The sequence below is a fragment of the Paenibacillus glycanilyticus genome, from assembly GCF_023715145.1.
GTDB classification, from domain to species: domain Bacteria; phylum Bacillota; class Bacilli; order Paenibacillales; family Paenibacillaceae; genus Pristimantibacillus; species Pristimantibacillus glycanilyticus_A.
In genome coordinates, this window is sequence record NZ_JAMBNP010000008.1 from 20,792 (window position 1) to 37,870 (window position 17,079).

The window sequence follows — 17,079 nt, forward strand, 5'->3', positions numbered from 1 at the left end:
GTTATTGCCCTCCCTTCTGGTCCGAATACAGGAAGCATCTGACCGTGTGGGTATCGGAAATTTGCGTTGCCGGTACGGACTGCCTATTGCATACACCTTCGATCCGGTCCTTGCAGCGGTCGTAGAAGCCGCACATCGGGGGCATATTGACCGGGATCGGAACCGAGCCTTCGATCGATTCCAGCCTTTTTGCTTTATTGCCGCCTAACCTTGGCATGGAGCGAAGAAGCCCTTTCGTATACGGGTGCTTCGGATTACGGAAGATCTCCTTCATTGGCGCCTGCTCGACGATTTTGCCAAGATACATGACGGCTACTTCGTCGCACATTTCCGCGATGATCCCCAAATCATGCGTCACCAGCAGAATCGCCATGCCGAATTCCTGCTGCAGCCGCTTCATCAGCTCCAGCACCTGGGCTTGAATCGTCACATCCAGCGCTGTCGTCGGTTCATCGGCGATAAGCAGCTCGGGGTTGCACGACAACGCCATCGAGATCATCGCCCGCTGGCGCATGCCGCCGGAGAACTCATGCGGATATTGGTCAAACCGCTTCTCCTGGTCAGATATGCCGACCTTGCCCAGCATCTCGAGCGCCAGCTTCTTTGCTTCCTTTTTGTTTTTGGTCCGGTGGATCAGAATCGCTTCCATGATTTGATTCCCGATCGTGTACATTGGCGAGAACGCGGTCATCGGCTCTTGAAAGATCATGGCGATTTTCCTTCCGCGAATGGAACGGATCTTCCGGCCGTTAGGGTCCAGCGCAAGCAGATCAAGCGCCTCCCCCTTCGCCTCGGGCTCTTGGGACGACCGGTACGCGATCGTCCCCGATGTCTCGCATTCCTTCGGATTAATGCCGATAAGCGCGCGGCTCGTCAAGCTTTTGCCGCAGCCTGATTCGCCAACGAGGCCCAACGTTTTTCCTTTGCGGATTTCAAAATCGACCCCGTCCACGGCATTCATTACTCCGTTGTCCATCTGGATCCGAATTTTCAGGTCCTGAACACGGAGAAGCGGCTGCTGCGGTTGAACGGTCTCAGCTGTCATAGGTATCCCCTCGCTATAACCTTGAATTTTGACCTACCTTTTGTACGGATCCGCCGCGTCGCGCAAGCCGTCGCCAAGAAAGTTGAACGTTAATACGGTAAGAATAACCGTGCCAAGAGGAATGATTTTCCACGGATACAATGCGATATTGTCGATCTTCTGCGCTTCCTGCAGCAGCACGCCCCAGCTGGTGGCGGGGGAACGAATGCCAAGTCCGAGGAAGCTCATCGCCGTCTCCGCCAGAATCATGCCGGGTATAGCAAGCGTAGTGGCAACGACCAGATAGCTGATAAAGCCGGGCAGCAGATGTTTCACGATGATTTTCGTGTCGCTGACGCCCGCAATTTTGGCCGCTACGACGTAATCTTCGTTTTTGAGGGAAATAAACTTGCCCCTTACGACCCTCGCCAGCCCCGTCCATTCTATGAACGCGAAGATAATAACGATGTAGAAGTACATTCGGACGACCGGAATACGCGGAGGAATTGCCGCTGACAACGCCATCCATAACGGCAGCGTCGGGAAGGAACGAATAATTTCGATGACCCTTTGAATGACCGCATCCAGCCAGCCACCGAAATAGCCGGACGCGCCTCCAATAATCAAACCTAATACAAAGCTGATGCCGACCCCAACGAGAGGAATGCTTAACGACACCTGGCTTCCTAGCAAAATACGGGAAAACAAGTCCCTTCCCAGCGCATCCGTGCCAAGAAGAAATAGACGTCCTGGCTCCTTAACGCCAATCAAGTGCGTGGATGAAGGCACGAGGCCAAGAAATTTGTACTTCTCCCCTTTGACGAAAAATTGCAGCGAATACTTCTTCTCCGTGTCGGATGTGAAAACTTTGCGCATAGTCTCCGGATCGCGTCCCGACTTCAGCCCGTACACGAACGGCTGGATGTGGAACTTCCCTTCCGCGTCGACGAATCGGAGCTTCATCGGCGGCGCGTTCACGTATTTGCTGTCGTAGTTCTCCAGCCCGTAAGGCGCTAGAAATTGGGCGAATAAGGCTCCAGCGTAGAGGAGCGCCAGCACGACCAGACTGATCCGGGCGAGCTTATGCTTCTTGAACCGTACGTATATGAGTCGCCATTGCGAGCTGTAATTCGCATCCTTGTCCATGGCCGGCTCGGCGGCAGCCGCTTGTCGTTTTCCGAATCGTCTCATAGGCTACGTTCCCCTGAATTCTGTGCGAATTTTTGGATCCAGCCACGCTAGCAATATGTCCGATATCAAGGTTCCGAGCACCGTCAAGAGCGCCATGAACAGCAGCCAAGTCCCGGCCAGATACATGTCCTGTCCAAGCAAGGCATTAAACATGACCGGCCCTTGAATCGGCAGGTTCAAGACAATCGCCGTAATCGTAGATCCGGTGAAAATCGACGTCAGAGACCAGCCGAACGTGCTGACAATCGGGTTCAGTGCCGCGCGCGTCGGGTACTTGAACAAAATCTTTCTCTCCGACAAGCCTTTCGCCCTTGCCGTAACCACGTTTGGCTTATTGAGCTCATCCAGCATCTGTCCCCGCATGACGCGAATCAGATCCGCCGTTCCGGACAGCCCGATAACGATGACGGGAATGACCATATGCTTCGCCAGATCAATCGCCTTGTCCATCGACCACGGCGCATTCACGTATTCGGCGGAGAACAAGCCGAGCAGCGGGTCGCCGAACCATGTATAGGAAAGGAACATCAGAATGACCGCCATCAGAAAATGCGGCGTCGCCATCCCGAGAAAGCTCAGCCCCGAGAAGAAATAATCGCCTATCGAATATTGCTTGACCGCGCAGTAAATGCCAATCGGAATCGCCACGAGATATTGAAACGCCATCGTGACCAGGGATACGGTCAACGTAAGGCCCATATATTGCTCGATGACGGCCAACACAGGCTTGTTATAGTTAAAGGAGAAACCAAAATCTCCGTAAAATACGATGTCCTTGATCCATATGAAGTACTGTTCGTAAACGGGACGGTCAAGTCCAAGATCCGCCCGCATCGCATCCATGTCTGCCTGCGTGAATACCTCCCCGGCAACTGACGCTTCAGCCGCGTAATTGGATACGTAATCGCCGGGCGGCAGCTGTATAATGTAGAACACGATAACGGAGATAAAGAACACGACCGGAATAGCCAATAAAATACGCTTCAACGTATACTGTAGCACCTGTTATCCTCTCCTCCCTTTGACCATTCTGCGTCGCTTACGCGAATGTCTTTAGAATGAACACGCCGCCGCAAGGGGGAGCTTCTGCTCTCTCCTTGCGGCAAGCATGAGAAATAACGGTTACGGCTTCAAATAGAATTGCGCGGGATGGGCTGCGCCAAGCGAACGGAATTCGTCGGCCCAGATCAGATCCTCCGGAACGTTGCCCATCTTGTTTGATGCGGCGATCAAGGTTGGCGTCGGGCCGGCATAACCAATCACCCATTGGTTTTTCATATGAAGCTTGACGATCTCGTCACCGAGCCGGTTAATCTCTTCGGTTGTTCCTGCCGCTTTTATCTGATCCCAATACTCGAGAATCTTGGCTACGTCGCCCTCCGGCTTAATGCCTTCCTTGCCTCCGGACGAAACGTACAAGCCGTATTGCCCATACCATGGAGTCAAGACCCGAAGCGGTACGAGCGCATCGGGACGATAAGCAACGTTTACGACGGAGATGTTCTCGATGCTCACCGGCACCTGATTCGAATATTTCAGCTCCTGCAGCGTTGCTTGATCCACGAGCTTCACGTTTGTCTTAATCCCCATGTCCTCGTAATATTTCTTGAGGAGCTCGGTGTAATTGGCGCTATCCTCGGAGGAGTCCATAATCGTGAGAGTCACGTCTTTTCCGTCGGGGAACAACCGGAAGTTGCTCTTGTCGCGCTTCGTTAATCCGATCTCGTCAAGCAGCGCGTTCGCCCGCTCCGGATCGAAGGCCGACCATTGATCCGCCCATCCTTCCTGGTAGCCGACAAGACCTTCCTGGACAGACGCTTGAATCGGATCGGCGATGCCGTTTGTCACGATCTCCGTAATTTCGGTGCGGTTAACCCCAAGGGAAAGCGCTTCCCTAAATCGGATGTCCTGGAACAATTTCCGAAGGTTAGGATCGTCTATGGTTTGATTGAGCTGAATACCCGAGGTCATCCAAGCCGGTTGCTGCCAGGCGATAACGCGGTAATCCCCTTTCTTCTCGTTTTCCTTCAGCACGGTGAAGTCTTGCGCTCCAAACGTGGATAAGTTAAAGTCGCCTGCCAGAGTACCGAGAACCCGTTGGCTCGGATCCTGGATCTTAGTCGCGACGATTCGATCCATATACGGCAACTGATTGCCTTCCGGATCGGTTTTCCAATAGTACGGGTTCCGCTCCATAATAAACTGGTCGCTGTTAGGATCGTTCTTGGCCACCCATGGGCGGAGCGTCGGAATTTGCGAATAAAGCCAGTAATAATAACCGGTTTCCTTCAGGAACGCGGTCGTGTCCTCGAAGCCCCACTGCTTCGCGATCTCCAGCGCTTTGTCCTCGCCGACAAGCTCGGGGAGGATCTTCTCATGGAAATGGGCCGGCGCGAAAAACCACTTGTTGTCAATCGCGACGCGTTCGAGGAACTGTACGCTTGGGTATTTGTGAACGACCTTAAACGTATAATCATCCACCTTCGTGACGGTAGCCAGCGCTTTATCGCCGGTAACCGGATCAACCGAGTAATAAGCATCGTAGATCGCCTTGCCGAAGGTTTCCTTCGTCAGCATGTGCTCCCAATAGAACAGCACGTCATTCGCCGTAAAAGGCTCGCCGTCGGACCATTTCATGCCTTCCCTGAGATGAATGGTAAACTCGGTCGAATTTTCGTTGACTTCATAGCTTTTGGCTACGTTCGGCTCAACGCCGCTGCCGTCCTTGTTGAAGCGGAATAACGCCTCCTCTGTCGGCTGCCCGACGGACCACTTGTCGCCCGGGCCCGTCCATGCCATCGTCCAGTCGCCGCCGTATTGTCCGATTTGGTCAACAACGGGTTCCACCATGACGTCTGCCTGAACCGGTAAGCGTTCCGCAAGCGGCGGCAGCGAGCCGTCTGCCACGAGCTTGGCGAGCATCGGCGCTTCTTTGGCTGCTGCCGTATCCGAACCGCCACCACCCTTGCCTACGTCAACGGCTTTATTGTCGTTGCTCGGCTTCGCCGGCGCGTCCGACGGCGCAGGCGAATTGCTATTATTCGTACACCCTGCCGCGATAATAGAAATGATGACTAATAGAACGATCAGAAGCTTCCTCTGTCTCCTCAACTAAACCCCTCCATTCGTGAACTATGTTTGCTTCGAATGTGCTTTCCTTCTTGCCTTAAGTCAATTCTAGGCTGCCATGAAAAGCGACCGCTCACCTCCGTAACCAATTAAACCGGTTTAAATTTTGTTAATTTTTTGTAAATTGTATGCGCTTTTTTTGAAAGAATGTCATCTATTAAAGCGGTTTAATGGCTCCGTCGAAATAAAATATAAAGCGCTTCACTTTCTTGCAGGCAACTTAAAAAACCTCCCTGAATAGGGAGGTTTAAGATCGAAAGTTATTTTCTCCGTCTTGAAGATGCCGATAACCGGAGCTTCTCGCTCGTTACCCCGGCTGCAGCGCGAAAGTGAAGGACACGGTTGTATTGATTTGCAATCTAGTATCACGGGCATTATAAGAGACGACAACCATGCCCGTTTCAAGATCATCAAGGAATTGCACGCGGCTGGGAGATTTGAACCCGGCCGATTTCAGCAACGCTCTCATTCTGATCACTTTTTGATTCTTGCTCAATTCATTGTCTCCGATAAGATCTTCGACTTTTTTTCGAAATGGCACGTCCTTGGCTAATTTCCTCGAAAGTCTGGCAATCTGTCGTAATGCGCACTCTACGGTTAGGGCCATGAGATCACTCCCCCAAAATATAAGATAGAATAATCTATGAAAATAGCAACCATAGTGCTTGTACGAATGCATATTTGTCATACTTCTCTAGGCTTCAACAAAAAGTTCGGAGCTATAAAGTCTAGAACGAATATTCAGAGCTTATTCAAGAAGGATGTGATTGTCAAAAGTCCCTTTCAAAGTTTTCGAGATTGAGATGCTCATTGGGAGCATGCAAATTCTCGTCAGGCAGGCCGAATCCCATCAACACGACCGGTGCCTTAAAGATACGGGTTGATATTGACCGGAAGCGTTCCTTCCTGCTTAAGAACGACCGTAGACGAGTACGGTGGGCTTGCCTGGCGCGTGCAAGTAATCACCCGTCACAATCGGAAATCCGTTTGTAGCGTGTATCTCAACATGCTCCATGCCGACACTCACGAGTTGATCCGCAAACCATTTGGCAGCCCTCAGCATATCGGGACGATGCCCGGATAACGCCGATACGCTGGGAATAGCGAGAATCTCCTTTAGTTCGGATAGATGTCGATCTTGATTCTCTGAAAAATAACGCTCATAGCTCATAGATTACATAACTCCTTACTTGATGTCTCAGTCATTTAGCAAATGATCCGACGTAAAGAGACGCAGCTCGGAAATGGACCACCAATGCGGATCTACGCCTGTCTGCTTAACCTTCATATAACGCGCTTGTTGCTGCGGGAAGGTTATCATAACCAATGGTCCCGTTCCTGCTCCCGAAGCCACTGGCTGGCCCCAGCTCTCGCCATCATCCGATGCATATACCTCGTAACCTTTCATGTAGTCTTCATAGCTGCGGCCACTATCCAATACAACCTGATTAAACGTTTGATCAGCGCCTAGATCGAGCTTGATATAATCACCGTTCTTCTGTTCGCTGCCCGTCGACCAGCGTGTATCCGGATTGCCGTCCAGCATAGCCTGAGCACTCTCCCCTCCAGCCGTCGAAGAAGCTGTCACGGTCCAGTTGCCGGGCTCGAGCGGTTTTTGTTTTCCTATACCGTAATTGAATGCGTTCAGCTCGGCTATAGACCACCATTTATCGGCATCACCGATTTGGACGATCCGGATGTATCGGGCATGCTGAACCGGGAGACTGATTATAGTCGTTCCGGCTTCTCCTATATCGCCGGCTACTGCCGTTCCCCAATGTTCCCCGTCGGCGGAAACAAATAGCTGATAACCCCGCATATAGTCACTCGCGGAACTTCCCGAACTCAAAGTAACCGTATCAAAGCTTTTCGCCTCGCCCAAATCAAGTTGCAGCCAATCGCCGCTTCTTTGGTTTTGGCCAGTTGTCCAACGAGTGTTGTGATCTCCGTCCAGCATGTTAGCCGCAGCATCATTTCCCTGCGTAGAGGAAGCCGTAACCGTCCAGACCGAACGGTCTAACGGGCCTGTTATATCAGTCGGTGCTTCGGCAGACGGTTTCCCGAATTGGGCGATCTTGACTTCAGAGATGGACCACCAGCTGTTGTTGTCCTCGGTCAGGACGATCTTGACAAACCGGGCTTTTTGTTCCGGAAGCGATACCGCTATGCTCGGCGATGTGCCGTTTCCGGAGGCGACAGGTTCGCCCCAATCTTCTCCGTTCTTGGAAACGTATACGTCATACCCGTGCGCGTAATCGTTCCAATTCATGCCCGAGTTCATGAACAAAGTATCGAAGCTTTGCTCGGCGCCCAAGTCGAGTTGCAGCCAGTCGCCTGCGGCCTGCGTTTTGCCAGACGACCACCGCGTCGACAGATCGCTGTCTGTCAGATGCTTGAGAGACTCTCCTGTTTTGGAAGCTTTGATCTCCCATGCGGAACGATCCAAGTACTTAATCCCTTGGGAGGGATCCGGGCCGTCAAGAACAGTGTTCTTCAGCGGGTTAACCGATACGAGCGCGTTGGCGTACACGGTTGCGGAGCCTGCAGCCCCATCTTGATTAAAGAAATGAATGGTTTTGGCGCTTTCCGAAGGATTCCAAATTTGCGCCGTATATACTCCGTCTTTCTCGTATACGGTTACTGCCGGGTCATCAGCCCAAATATCGGCGCTCCGATGGCCAAGTGATGCCATGCTGTGCACAAACCAGTAGGCGTTAAACGCTTCATTTTGCTGTATGTGCGTGGTATCCCACTTGTTCAGTACGGCTTCAGGATCGCTGATCGATTCAAATGGCCAGATGATGTGATACCAGGCTCGCTCCTGCCCGCCATCGATCTCGCTAATCAAGCCTTCATACAACGCGGCGGCCTTCTCCGGCTGACGTCCGTAGTAGGTCATCCACTCCGCGGGCGGCAGCCAGTGAATGCCGTAGACATATTCCGGATCTCCGTTAAAGAAGGTGGTAAATGCAGTCGCGCTGCCGTAAACCTGACCCGCGGTGGCATGGTTGTAGCCTTCCACCCAGTTATCGCCGTCATAGTTAAACCAGTACTGCTCAACCGCTTTCTCCTCGGTCGTGAAGCCCCATATTCCCGCATCTCGGTACGTATCGTTATCGGTAACCAATCCCCACATATATTCGCCAACCCAGCCGAACAACGATTCGCCGGCAGCTTCCTGGTTGTTGCCGCTGTGGTTATCGGCATAACCTCCCGCCCAGGAATGACCTTCGTACGGGTCAAAATTTCGGAACCATGGGAACTGGGCATCGGTTCTGGACGGATTCGCGTAGTCCCGGATCAGCGTTTCGACCATACCTCCATAGTCACGCTGAAACTCCTTGTCATAAGTGGCCAATACGGCCGAGGCAAAAATATAGTACCCATACGTGAAATGGTGGTCCGTCAAACCGGTGTTAAGACCAAATCCGCTATGGTAAGCCATCAGTGAACCCCAATAATCGGAGTAGTGAAAGTAATAAGCATGAAGCTTCTCTTCCGGCGTGTAGGTGTACCAGTCGGTCAAAATCGTTCTAAGCGAAGCCAGATAACGGTCTCTTCGTTCGCTATCGCCAAGCTGGTCGCTGATCAACACTGCCAGAGCGAGCGGATGCAGTTTTTTGCCCTGCCAATAAGGATCATCGACCATCACGCCTTTAGCGACATCGGCATCCAGTTGATCCAGATATGCGACGAGCTGGGCGCGGGAATAAGTCGGGTCGTTTGGCTCGACGAACTGCGGAATCAGGCCGTTAAAGCGATCCGACGTGGTAAAGGAATTGCCAACCGTTACTTTCATGGTGCCTCGAATCGACGGATAACTCAGATCAGTAAGAGGTGTATCTGAAATTTTCCATTGATGGGGCAGCATGGTCATAATCGTATCCGGCGAAAACCCTGGACGCTTTAGCTCCGTGGACGTCTTAAAGTTTGTCGTTACCATAGATGTCTGTTCATCAAAATGGTAGTCGACCTTCGTATCGGTCACAAAGGCATAAGCATGCTGATAATACATGCCGAGCTCGTCTGCGGAAGGAAGCACCGCAAGAGATAAGTAATCTTCTCCAGAGCCTAGCTTGATCTTGATCGTGTTGCCCAGCTTCCGGAAGGTTGTTCCTTCAGGCACAAAAATGCCGTAATGGCGCACGAAGGTTTGAGGCGTTGGCGCTTTATCCTTATTGGTTACTTCCAAACCGATATGGTCAGCCGTATACACGTCGCCGTCATTCACCAGCACCGGATTGTTGTTATCATCAAACAATCGGGTCATTGCCGGCGATTGTAAAGTAACGGCATCCGGATTTTCATACGCGTTGTACAGGAATGGAGATCCTTTGACAAAGGTCGTGCGCATCTTTGACGTATCGTCATCGCTGAGGATCACGCTGGCGGAATAATCGCCATAACCGGAGATTTTCGTCTCCATGTTCGCCGGGTTCATATTATTGCTAGTCAGGTATAAGTCCGGATCGCCATCGGCGTCGATGGAATCGCCATGCGGAAAGCCGGCGCCGGGATTCAATACAGCGAGTCCCTGCTTGGTATACCAATTCTTCAGAGGCAGCGTAATAAGGCTGTTGCCGTCGCCAAGATTGGAGACGAGAATCGACTGCCACCAATCGTTCGAAGGTATCGGCGATGTAATATTGGAGGTGCGGTAAGTCGGATTCTTCGGTTCTAATTGCGTAATATCATTCTGTTCGTAGCTGCCTGCTCCTACTTGAACGGCAGTGGCATTCGGAATAGCCGGAATCTCATGCGCCGGCTTCGGATCCCCTTCACGGTAAGCACGCACTTCGAACTCGAACAACGAATAGCCGTTGTAGCTTCCGCGCGCGATGCCGGCTAATTTCACATAACGGGCTTTGGCATAGACCGGAATCGTTTCTTTGCCTCCGTTGCCGTTAAGCTGACGGTATATAGTCGTCCAATGCGTGGCATCGTCCGATACCTGAATGTCGTAAGCCCGACCAAAAGCGGCTTCCCAATTCATCGACACGCTGCCAATTTCGCTAATCTGTCCCAAGTCTACATAGAGCCATTCCTTATCCTTGTAGATGGAAGACCAGCGGGAGTCCTTATTTCCGTCTGTGGCATTATTAGCCAGATAATTGATTTCTTTCATTTTGGCTTTATCTTCGGCCGATTTGCTAGGCTCGTCGATTTCCAAAGAAGAGACGGTTACCGGATGATTGAGCGCCAGATTCGGAGCCGCGGGTTGAGGCGGGCCGCCCAAACCGCCAGATCCGTATACGCTGAATTCGCGAATGGATATTCCGTAAGGCTGCAGGGCGCGTTCGTAACTGAAGAGACGAACGTAGCGTCCGGTACCGGAGACAGAAATTGCAATCTCACCTGGTTTTCCCTGAATAATTGGTGTTAGGTCTTGCCAGCTCTCCTCGTCATCGGAGACCTGAATGGTATAAGCGTTAGAATAAGCATTCTCCCAATTAACTACAACTTTACTGAGGCTTGCAGCAGCTCCCAGATCCACATAAATCCACTGCGGATCCTTCTTCCAGACACTCTCCCAACGGCTATTCACGTCGCCGTCGACGGCCAAATCCGGCGTATTGCCTCCAAGCGAGGACGAAGCGTAAATCGAACGGTTCATGGACAATAGATTGCTTTCCGCTTCGGCCGCTTGTACCTGCAGCCCGGACAATAACGGCACACTGCCAAGCAATACCAGAATGGCTGTTATGGCATGAAACCAGCGAAGGCGTTTTTTTCGCATTGCAGCAAACATTTCTTCTCTCCTTTTGTAAGAACGAACATGAACATTTATGGGCATACCGGAAAAACGATTACTTCGTTACATAATTCGGACGAATGTACAATCTCTTAAACGCAGCTCGGTGGTAGTTACAGTAGGACTTGTTATTGTCCTCTTCTCCCTCTGACGGTTGTCCCGTTTCCGCGGTGAATCCGATCACGCCTGCTGCAATCCCGTCGGTAATCCGTTGCTTAATTAACGCATTCTGGGCTCCCCGTCCGCGATATTCGGGCAAGGTGGCATCTATCCCGAACCATGCCCAATTCTTATCGATAAACATCGCCCCGCAAGCAACGGGAACATGACTCTCGTATGCTACGTAAACGCTCCATTTCGGACGTCCGACCAATGCCGAAAACCATGGAATCATTGATTCCGGCAATCCGAATCCGGCATGCACCACATGTCCAAAGTCTGCGGCATGTTGGGGAAGCATCAGCTTAACTTCAAGCGTTGACGGCATGGGATGACTTTCCGCGGGCGCTGCATCCCGGTAATATTTCGCCCATCCGTTACCGGTACGATAAAATCCATTTGCTTGAATGATCTTTTCAAGGTTACTGGGAAGCGCGGTTGGTGCAATTTGCAAAGCAAAGGACGGGGCTGCATGTTCCCTCATCCATGTAGTTGCTTGTGCCAAATCCGCTTCGCTTGCAGGCTTTTCAATCCCCAAACCAAGAACTCGATTGAATTCGGATATTGGCGTTCCGGGATCTGCAAGAGCAATATTCGTACCCAAACGCATACTTGAAACGCTCGAATTCTGAACCTTGCTGTCAGCTGCAGCGGCAAACAAATCAAACCATGCCTCTTGTTCAACCTTTTCAATCGCGATATGGACATGACTGTCAAGGGCTGTTTCCATTTTTGTTTCTCTCCTTTTATCTTCTATTAAAATGTACAGACATGAATCCGCATTGATTAGTGTAAGATTTTATTACATCCACAACAAATTACGAAATGATAAGGAAAATATAAATTTGATTATATGTTTTATGGAAGTATTGATTATTATTGCGAATATAAAAAGGCCGCCAGTTTTTTCGCCGACCGCCTTCGAATAAGAAAAAAATAATCGTATTGTCCAGTAACGTGATTTATAAGAATTACTTCGAAAATAATTGAATGGTCAATTCTTCCTTGAATCCAACAGATGGATAAACACTCGCTGCCATCGGAGTAGCAATAATGACCGCTTGTTGTGCTCCTTGCTTCTGCACTTCGCGCAGCACTTCGGCAAGAGCCGTTCTGGCATAGCCTCTTCGACGGTGAGCCTCTGGCGTTGCAACATTATAAATGCCTACAACCCCATCCTCCTTGAACGTCGTGACGGTAGTTACCGGCTCGCCTTCCATATAGGCTACATAATGTTGAATAGACTTGTCTTGAAAAGGGCCGTCTACGAAGATTTTGCAAAAAATATCCGCCAAATTATCCGGAATACCAAAGCCGGCAAGAGCTATCTTCCGGTAGGTTTCAATTTCTGTCTCTGTTTGAACGGCTCCGACCTCAAATCCTTGAATATGGAGATCGGAAGACCATTTTTCCAATGCTAATCCGAACCCGGTCATCTCTTCGATTGGCTGAAACTCGTTAACGAGCAAAGCCTTTTCAACGAGTTCATCAGGTTCATGGGAATAAGTCAACCAATGGAGCTTCATTCCTTGCTTGGCATATGCATCTTCAATTTCTTTAACTTCTTCCACTGGATCTTTGGTTTCTGAACGTTTATAGGTTAATACGCTATTAATTAGACCAAATGAAATAGGGGATTCGCAACGCTGAATGCGTTCGGTTTGAACGAATGAGAACAACCCGCTCCACTTGCTCAGCTTCTCATAAGCATGAATATAATTATCGACAATCAATTGTTTCCTGTTACTAGTCAAAAGCATTCTCCTTGTTCATAAAAAAATTGCAATCTATGGATACCGATGCTAGAGATTCGCCAAAGGTTTATCTTAATTAAACGTATCGGTATTTTCGAAAAGCGGCAGCTTGCCCATGATTATTGCCTTTCTCGTCGATTAGATTCCACACCGTAGCCTCGATCACGTAAAATCTTCGCCCCGTGCTGGAGATCCGGATTCCCGTATAATTATCGATAAAGCCGTTATCACCTGCAAGGCTAAGGAAGCGCTCGCGCTCCTCCCTCTCCACCGGCTCGGTCGTCCATCTAGACGGAGTCCCGATAAAAGTGCTCCAATCCATTTCCCACAGTTCCTGGGCCGCAAGATTGCCAAAATGAAGAACAGGATCCGCTTCCCGCCCATGAGTCAGAACGACAAGCCCGGCGTGATACAGCTGATCAAATTCCTTGCCTGGCATCGCCTTCTCACCTAAGAGCATCTTCCCCGTTAAACGCTCGTAGCTATCTATGATTAATTGAGCATACTCGTTTGTTGCTCCGATTCCGGTAAGCTCTTTGATCTTGTGCTTGTTTTGCTCGCATAGACATTTAATGAATTCATTAATGACCGGAACGTGCTTATGCTTGGATTTGATTCCAATCAACAGATCGTTATGTACGGTCATGTGTTCAAAAACGAATTTCCACCTAGGCTTTTTCACCTTCTGATTCTTCAGCATATAGGTGGGAAGCAAGCTTATTCCCGCCCCTTCCTCAATCGCTCTTAATATTAAGGGCAAGCTTGGTATAACATGCACGGGATTAATCAGCGGGCCTTTCTTGAAAAATTCTTTCCAGTACTTTCTAATAATAGGCAGTTCGAGACCATAGCTAATCCATCGTTGCTCCGAGAGCCAGCACTCCATATCCTTCAAATGAGTAAAATCCGGCACAACGGTTTCATATGGGGCAACAACGACAAAGCTTTCCTGCATAAACCGCACATACTCAATGCCTGGCGTCACAAATTTCTTGCTCGTTAGAATGATATCCACGCGATCTTCTTTCAGCAGCTCCAACAATTGTTCGGCATCGCCAAAATAGGAGACGGTATGAAATTCCATCTGAGACAATGAAGCCATCACTTTCTCCGTAAACAACTCCGGCATTGTGCCGATTTTTATCGTGTTCATTAGTGGAGACAAATTATGTTTTAATTCCATCGTTTTCTCCTCTAGGGCCTCTATATGAGGGGCAAGATGAGAATAGAGCTGCTTACCGCGCTCGGTTGGAACTAATTTTCGTGAAGTTCGAGAGAACAGTTGTTCGCCAACTCTGGCTTCAAGCGAGGCGAGATGCTGGCTCATCGCCGGCTGAGTCATGATCCGGGTCTTGGCAGCCTCTGAAACCGAATTGTGTTTATAAATGGCAATAAAGCTTCGGTACCATTCAAAATCAACCATAACTACTCCTTCCATCAATAATTCATAATAAATTTAATTGTAAGGTTCTCTCACATATCCAACAAATTAGGAAATCATGAAGGATTGATAAAATTTTTTATGAAATCTATTTATATCCCTTTAATAGTAGCTTTACTGTAACATTGCATAGCTGGGGATTGTACTAGCGTTATGTTAGGCGGGGTATAACAAATGGTTATGAGGCTGCAGCCTGGTTGAACGATAGTTTAAGAGGTTTAGCTTTAGGGGAAGTTACGATCACATTTAATTTGGGATTGCCGAAGCGAAGAATGACTCCATGCTTACTGGTTAAAAATAAAGCCCAGCAGCTGTTTGCTAATGGATTTTTCTCGGGTAATAACGGAGATTTGACGCATGATTCCAAAATCCGTAATAGGGATGGCTTTTATGGTGTCCTTCATCTGGATAATAAAGATTTCAGGCAATATGGAAATTCCCAAACCGGCATGGATATAACCTAGAATGCTTTGCCCCAACTCGATCTCTAACGAGATGTTCAGCGTTCCATTTCTTGCGGTAAATTCATCCTCCACCAGCATCCTTACATCACAGCCTTCGGGCAGCATCACAAAGGTTTCATTCTTAATCTCATCAAACCTTACTTCCTCTTTGTCTCCGAAAACAGGGTGCTTTACATTAACAAATAAAAAAAACTTTTCCGTAAATACCGGCTCCGTGTAATAGGAATGCTTCACTCCTCTATCATCAAATAAGGCGGCGTCGAGAATGCCGTTGTCCAAATTAGTCAATAAATCGTAAAAACAATAAAACACACGGGTTTTTACGTCCAATTTGGGCTTTGACTGCTGATTGCCAGCGATTCGCATGGGGAGAAATATCGTTGCGATACTTGGCCAAGAACCAATCGTTAGATCAACTTTTCCTTCGTCTTGAATAAGGGCTATTTCTCGCTTGGTTACATTCATTTCGTTAATGATATTTTTGCTTCTTTCAAACAAAATCTGGCCAGCCGGAGTTAAAGTCACTCCGATGGACGAACGGGTTAATAATTGGGCTCCCAGTTCAATCTCCAAATTGCGGATTTGCTTGCTTAATGCAGGTTGACTAATATGTAAGGATTCGCTCGCTTTGGTCAAACTCTTCAACTCCGCAGTTTGCCGAAAGGCCTCCAACCATTCCATTCTCATATTCATCCCTCATAACTTTTCCATATTCTCAACTACGCAAATAAACCGTACGACTACAAATACGAATCGGCATTTTCTTAGAATTCCCTCAGTTACATCCGATGTATTCATTTCATATTCCAAAAATGAACCAAACGTCGGAGTTTTAGCCCCTCCATACCTATTGGCCTACATCAGAATAGATAATATGCCAACTTTTCCTAATGTAACTATGTTTTTATTAGGAATATTGACTTACTCGAAATATATATTCCTTAAATAGGATATTAAGATACAGTGAAATTCCTCACTTATAAATTTAATGATAAATAATTTATTATTTCATTATTTGTATAAAAGAATTTCTGAACCTACAATTCATTCGATGATGCAATTCTTTCATTCCACTATTTAGGAGGTAAAATCATGTTATCTGTCATAAAATCCGCATTCAGCAACAACTATGTCTCAGCCGAAGATCAAGGAGCTAGCCCGCTAATAGCTAATCGGACAGCGGCTAAGGGATGGGAAACCTTTAACGTAATTAGCAATTCCGATGGTACGATCTCTTTCCTGTCCTCTGCCAATAACAAATACGTTACGGCTGATTTGAATGAAAAGACGAAGCTGATTGCAAGAGCAACAACGATTCAAGCTTGGGAGAAATTCAAGAGAATTGATCGCGGCAATGGAAAGATTGCCCTGCAAGCAGTGGCTAACAATCTGTACGTATGCGCCGATCTGAACGAGGATGGCGTTCTTTATGCGAATAGGCCTGCAGCTTCGGGCTGGGAAGAATTTATTATAACCGCTCAGCAAAATCAAACTCCGGCAAGCCCTCCAGCGCAGCCTTCTAACGGATTCGTAGTTACTGAACAGCAATTCAATCAAATCTTCCCCGGCCGCAACCGTTTCTACACTTATGCCGGATTAGTGGCTGCTACCAGCGCTTACCCTGCTTTCGCCAAAACGGGCGGCCATACGATTGAACGTCAAGAAGCCGCTGCCTTCCTCGCCAACATTCATCACGAGACAGGCGGACTGTACCACATCGTTGAAGCGAACAAGGCGAACTACAACCACTATTTCGACTATAACAGCAAATATAAAGTCGTTCCCGGCAAGCAATATTATGGCCGCGGTCCCTTGCAGATCAGCTGGAACTACAATTATGGAGCCGCTGGCGAGGCACTTGGCCTTCCGCTGCTGTCAAATCCGGATCTAGTTGCGCAGGACCCTTCCGTTGCGATGAAGACAGCATTGTGGTTCTGGAATACCCAGACCGGTGCCGGCACGATGACCTGCCATAATGCTATGGTTCAATCAAAAGGATTCGGTGAAACCATTCGTACCATTAACGGAGCATTGGAGTGTAACCGCGGAGGCGGCGGCGCGGTGCCTAACCGAGTTGAGCAGTACAAGAAAATTTGCGCCATCCTCGGCGTAAGTCCAGGCAATCATCTTTCTTGCTAATCCCCTATCCTATCAACGATATACGA

12 protein-coding genes and 2 pseudogenes are annotated in these 17,079 nt (G+C 49.0%); 1 reads left to right on the forward strand and 13 read right to left on the reverse strand.

Going from position 1 to position 17,079, the window contains the following annotated elements; all coding sequences use genetic code 11:
* Position 1 precedes the first annotated feature (1 nt).
* The 13 genes and pseudogenes from M3194_RS20785 to M3194_RS20840 all read right to left on the reverse strand — a co-directional run bounded on the left by M3194_RS20785 (position 2) and on the right by M3194_RS20840 (position 15,595).
* Positions 2–1,045 carry an ABC transporter ATP-binding protein gene (locus M3194_RS20785; RefSeq protein WP_285889417.1) on the reverse strand — a complete coding sequence of 348 codons (1,044 nt, stop codon included), beginning with the start codon at positions 1,043–1,045 and terminating at the stop codon, positions 2–4.
* 33 nt (positions 1,046–1,078) lie between these two features.
* Positions 1,079–2,215, reverse strand: coding sequence for an ABC transporter permease (locus M3194_RS20790; RefSeq protein ID WP_251656010.1), 1,137 nt, complete (start codon positions 2,213–2,215; stop codon positions 1,079–1,081).
* Positions 2,216–2,218: 3 nt separating this feature from the next.
* Entirely contained in the window at positions 2,219–3,217 is a 999-nt protein-coding gene (locus M3194_RS20795; RefSeq protein ID WP_251656011.1) for an ABC transporter permease, read from the reverse strand.
* Between the two features lie 120 nt (positions 3,218–3,337).
* Complete coding sequence (locus tag M3194_RS20800; protein WP_251656012.1) at positions 3,338–5,326, reverse strand: ABC transporter substrate-binding protein; 1,989 nt, start codon at positions 5,324–5,326, stop codon at positions 3,338–3,340.
* A gap of 325 nt (positions 5,327–5,651) precedes the next feature.
* Positions 5,652–5,840: a hypothetical protein gene (locus M3194_RS20805; RefSeq protein WP_251656013.1), complete on the reverse strand. Its 189-nt coding sequence runs from the start codon at positions 5,838–5,840 to the stop codon at positions 5,652–5,654.
* Between the two features lie 245 nt (positions 5,841–6,085).
* Positions 6,086–6,225 (reverse strand): annotated as a pseudogene (locus M3194_RS31705) (peptidase M20); the annotation flags it as partial.
* Positions 6,226–6,254: 29 nt separating this feature from the next.
* Complete coding sequence (locus tag M3194_RS20810) at positions 6,255–6,515, reverse strand: hypothetical protein (protein WP_251656014.1); 261 nt, start codon at positions 6,513–6,515, stop codon at positions 6,255–6,257.
* A 27-nt stretch (positions 6,516–6,542) separates the two neighbouring features.
* Positions 6,543–11,093 carry a discoidin domain-containing protein gene (locus tag M3194_RS20815; protein ID WP_251656015.1) on the reverse strand — a complete coding sequence of 1,517 codons (4,551 nt, stop codon included), beginning with the start codon at positions 11,091–11,093 and terminating at the stop codon, positions 6,543–6,545.
* Positions 11,094–11,151: 58 nt separating this feature from the next.
* Positions 11,152–11,985 (reverse strand): GNAT family N-acetyltransferase, encoded by an 834-nt coding sequence (locus M3194_RS20820; protein WP_251656016.1) that lies wholly within the window; start codon positions 11,983–11,985, stop codon positions 11,152–11,154.
* A gap of 241 nt (positions 11,986–12,226) precedes the next feature.
* On the reverse strand, positions 12,227–12,988 hold the full coding sequence (locus M3194_RS20825) for a GNAT family N-acetyltransferase (protein ID WP_251656017.1): 762 nt from the start codon (positions 12,986–12,988) through the stop codon (positions 12,227–12,229).
* A gap of 97 nt (positions 12,989–13,085) precedes the next feature.
* Entirely contained in the window at positions 13,086–14,192 is a 1,107-nt protein-coding gene (locus M3194_RS20830) for an MEKHLA domain-containing protein (protein WP_251656207.1), read from the reverse strand.
* A gap of 63 nt (positions 14,193–14,255) precedes the next feature.
* Positions 14,256–14,447, reverse strand: a pseudogene (locus tag M3194_RS20835) (helix-turn-helix domain-containing protein); the annotation flags it as partial.
* A gap of 287 nt (positions 14,448–14,734) precedes the next feature.
* The gene (locus tag M3194_RS20840) at positions 14,735–15,595 is read right to left on the reverse strand and encodes a LysR family transcriptional regulator (protein ID WP_251656018.1); all 861 of its coding nucleotides are present in this window, start codon (positions 15,593–15,595) and stop codon (positions 14,735–14,737) included.
* Positions 15,596–16,006: 411 nt separating this feature from the next.
* Between M3194_RS20840 and M3194_RS20845 the strand changes: the two genes are divergently transcribed.
* The gene (locus M3194_RS20845; protein ID WP_251656019.1) at positions 16,007–17,053 is read left to right on the forward strand and encodes a glycoside hydrolase family 19 protein; all 1,047 of its coding nucleotides are present in this window, start codon (positions 16,007–16,009) and stop codon (positions 17,051–17,053) included.
* Positions 17,054–17,079 lie beyond the last annotated feature (26 nt).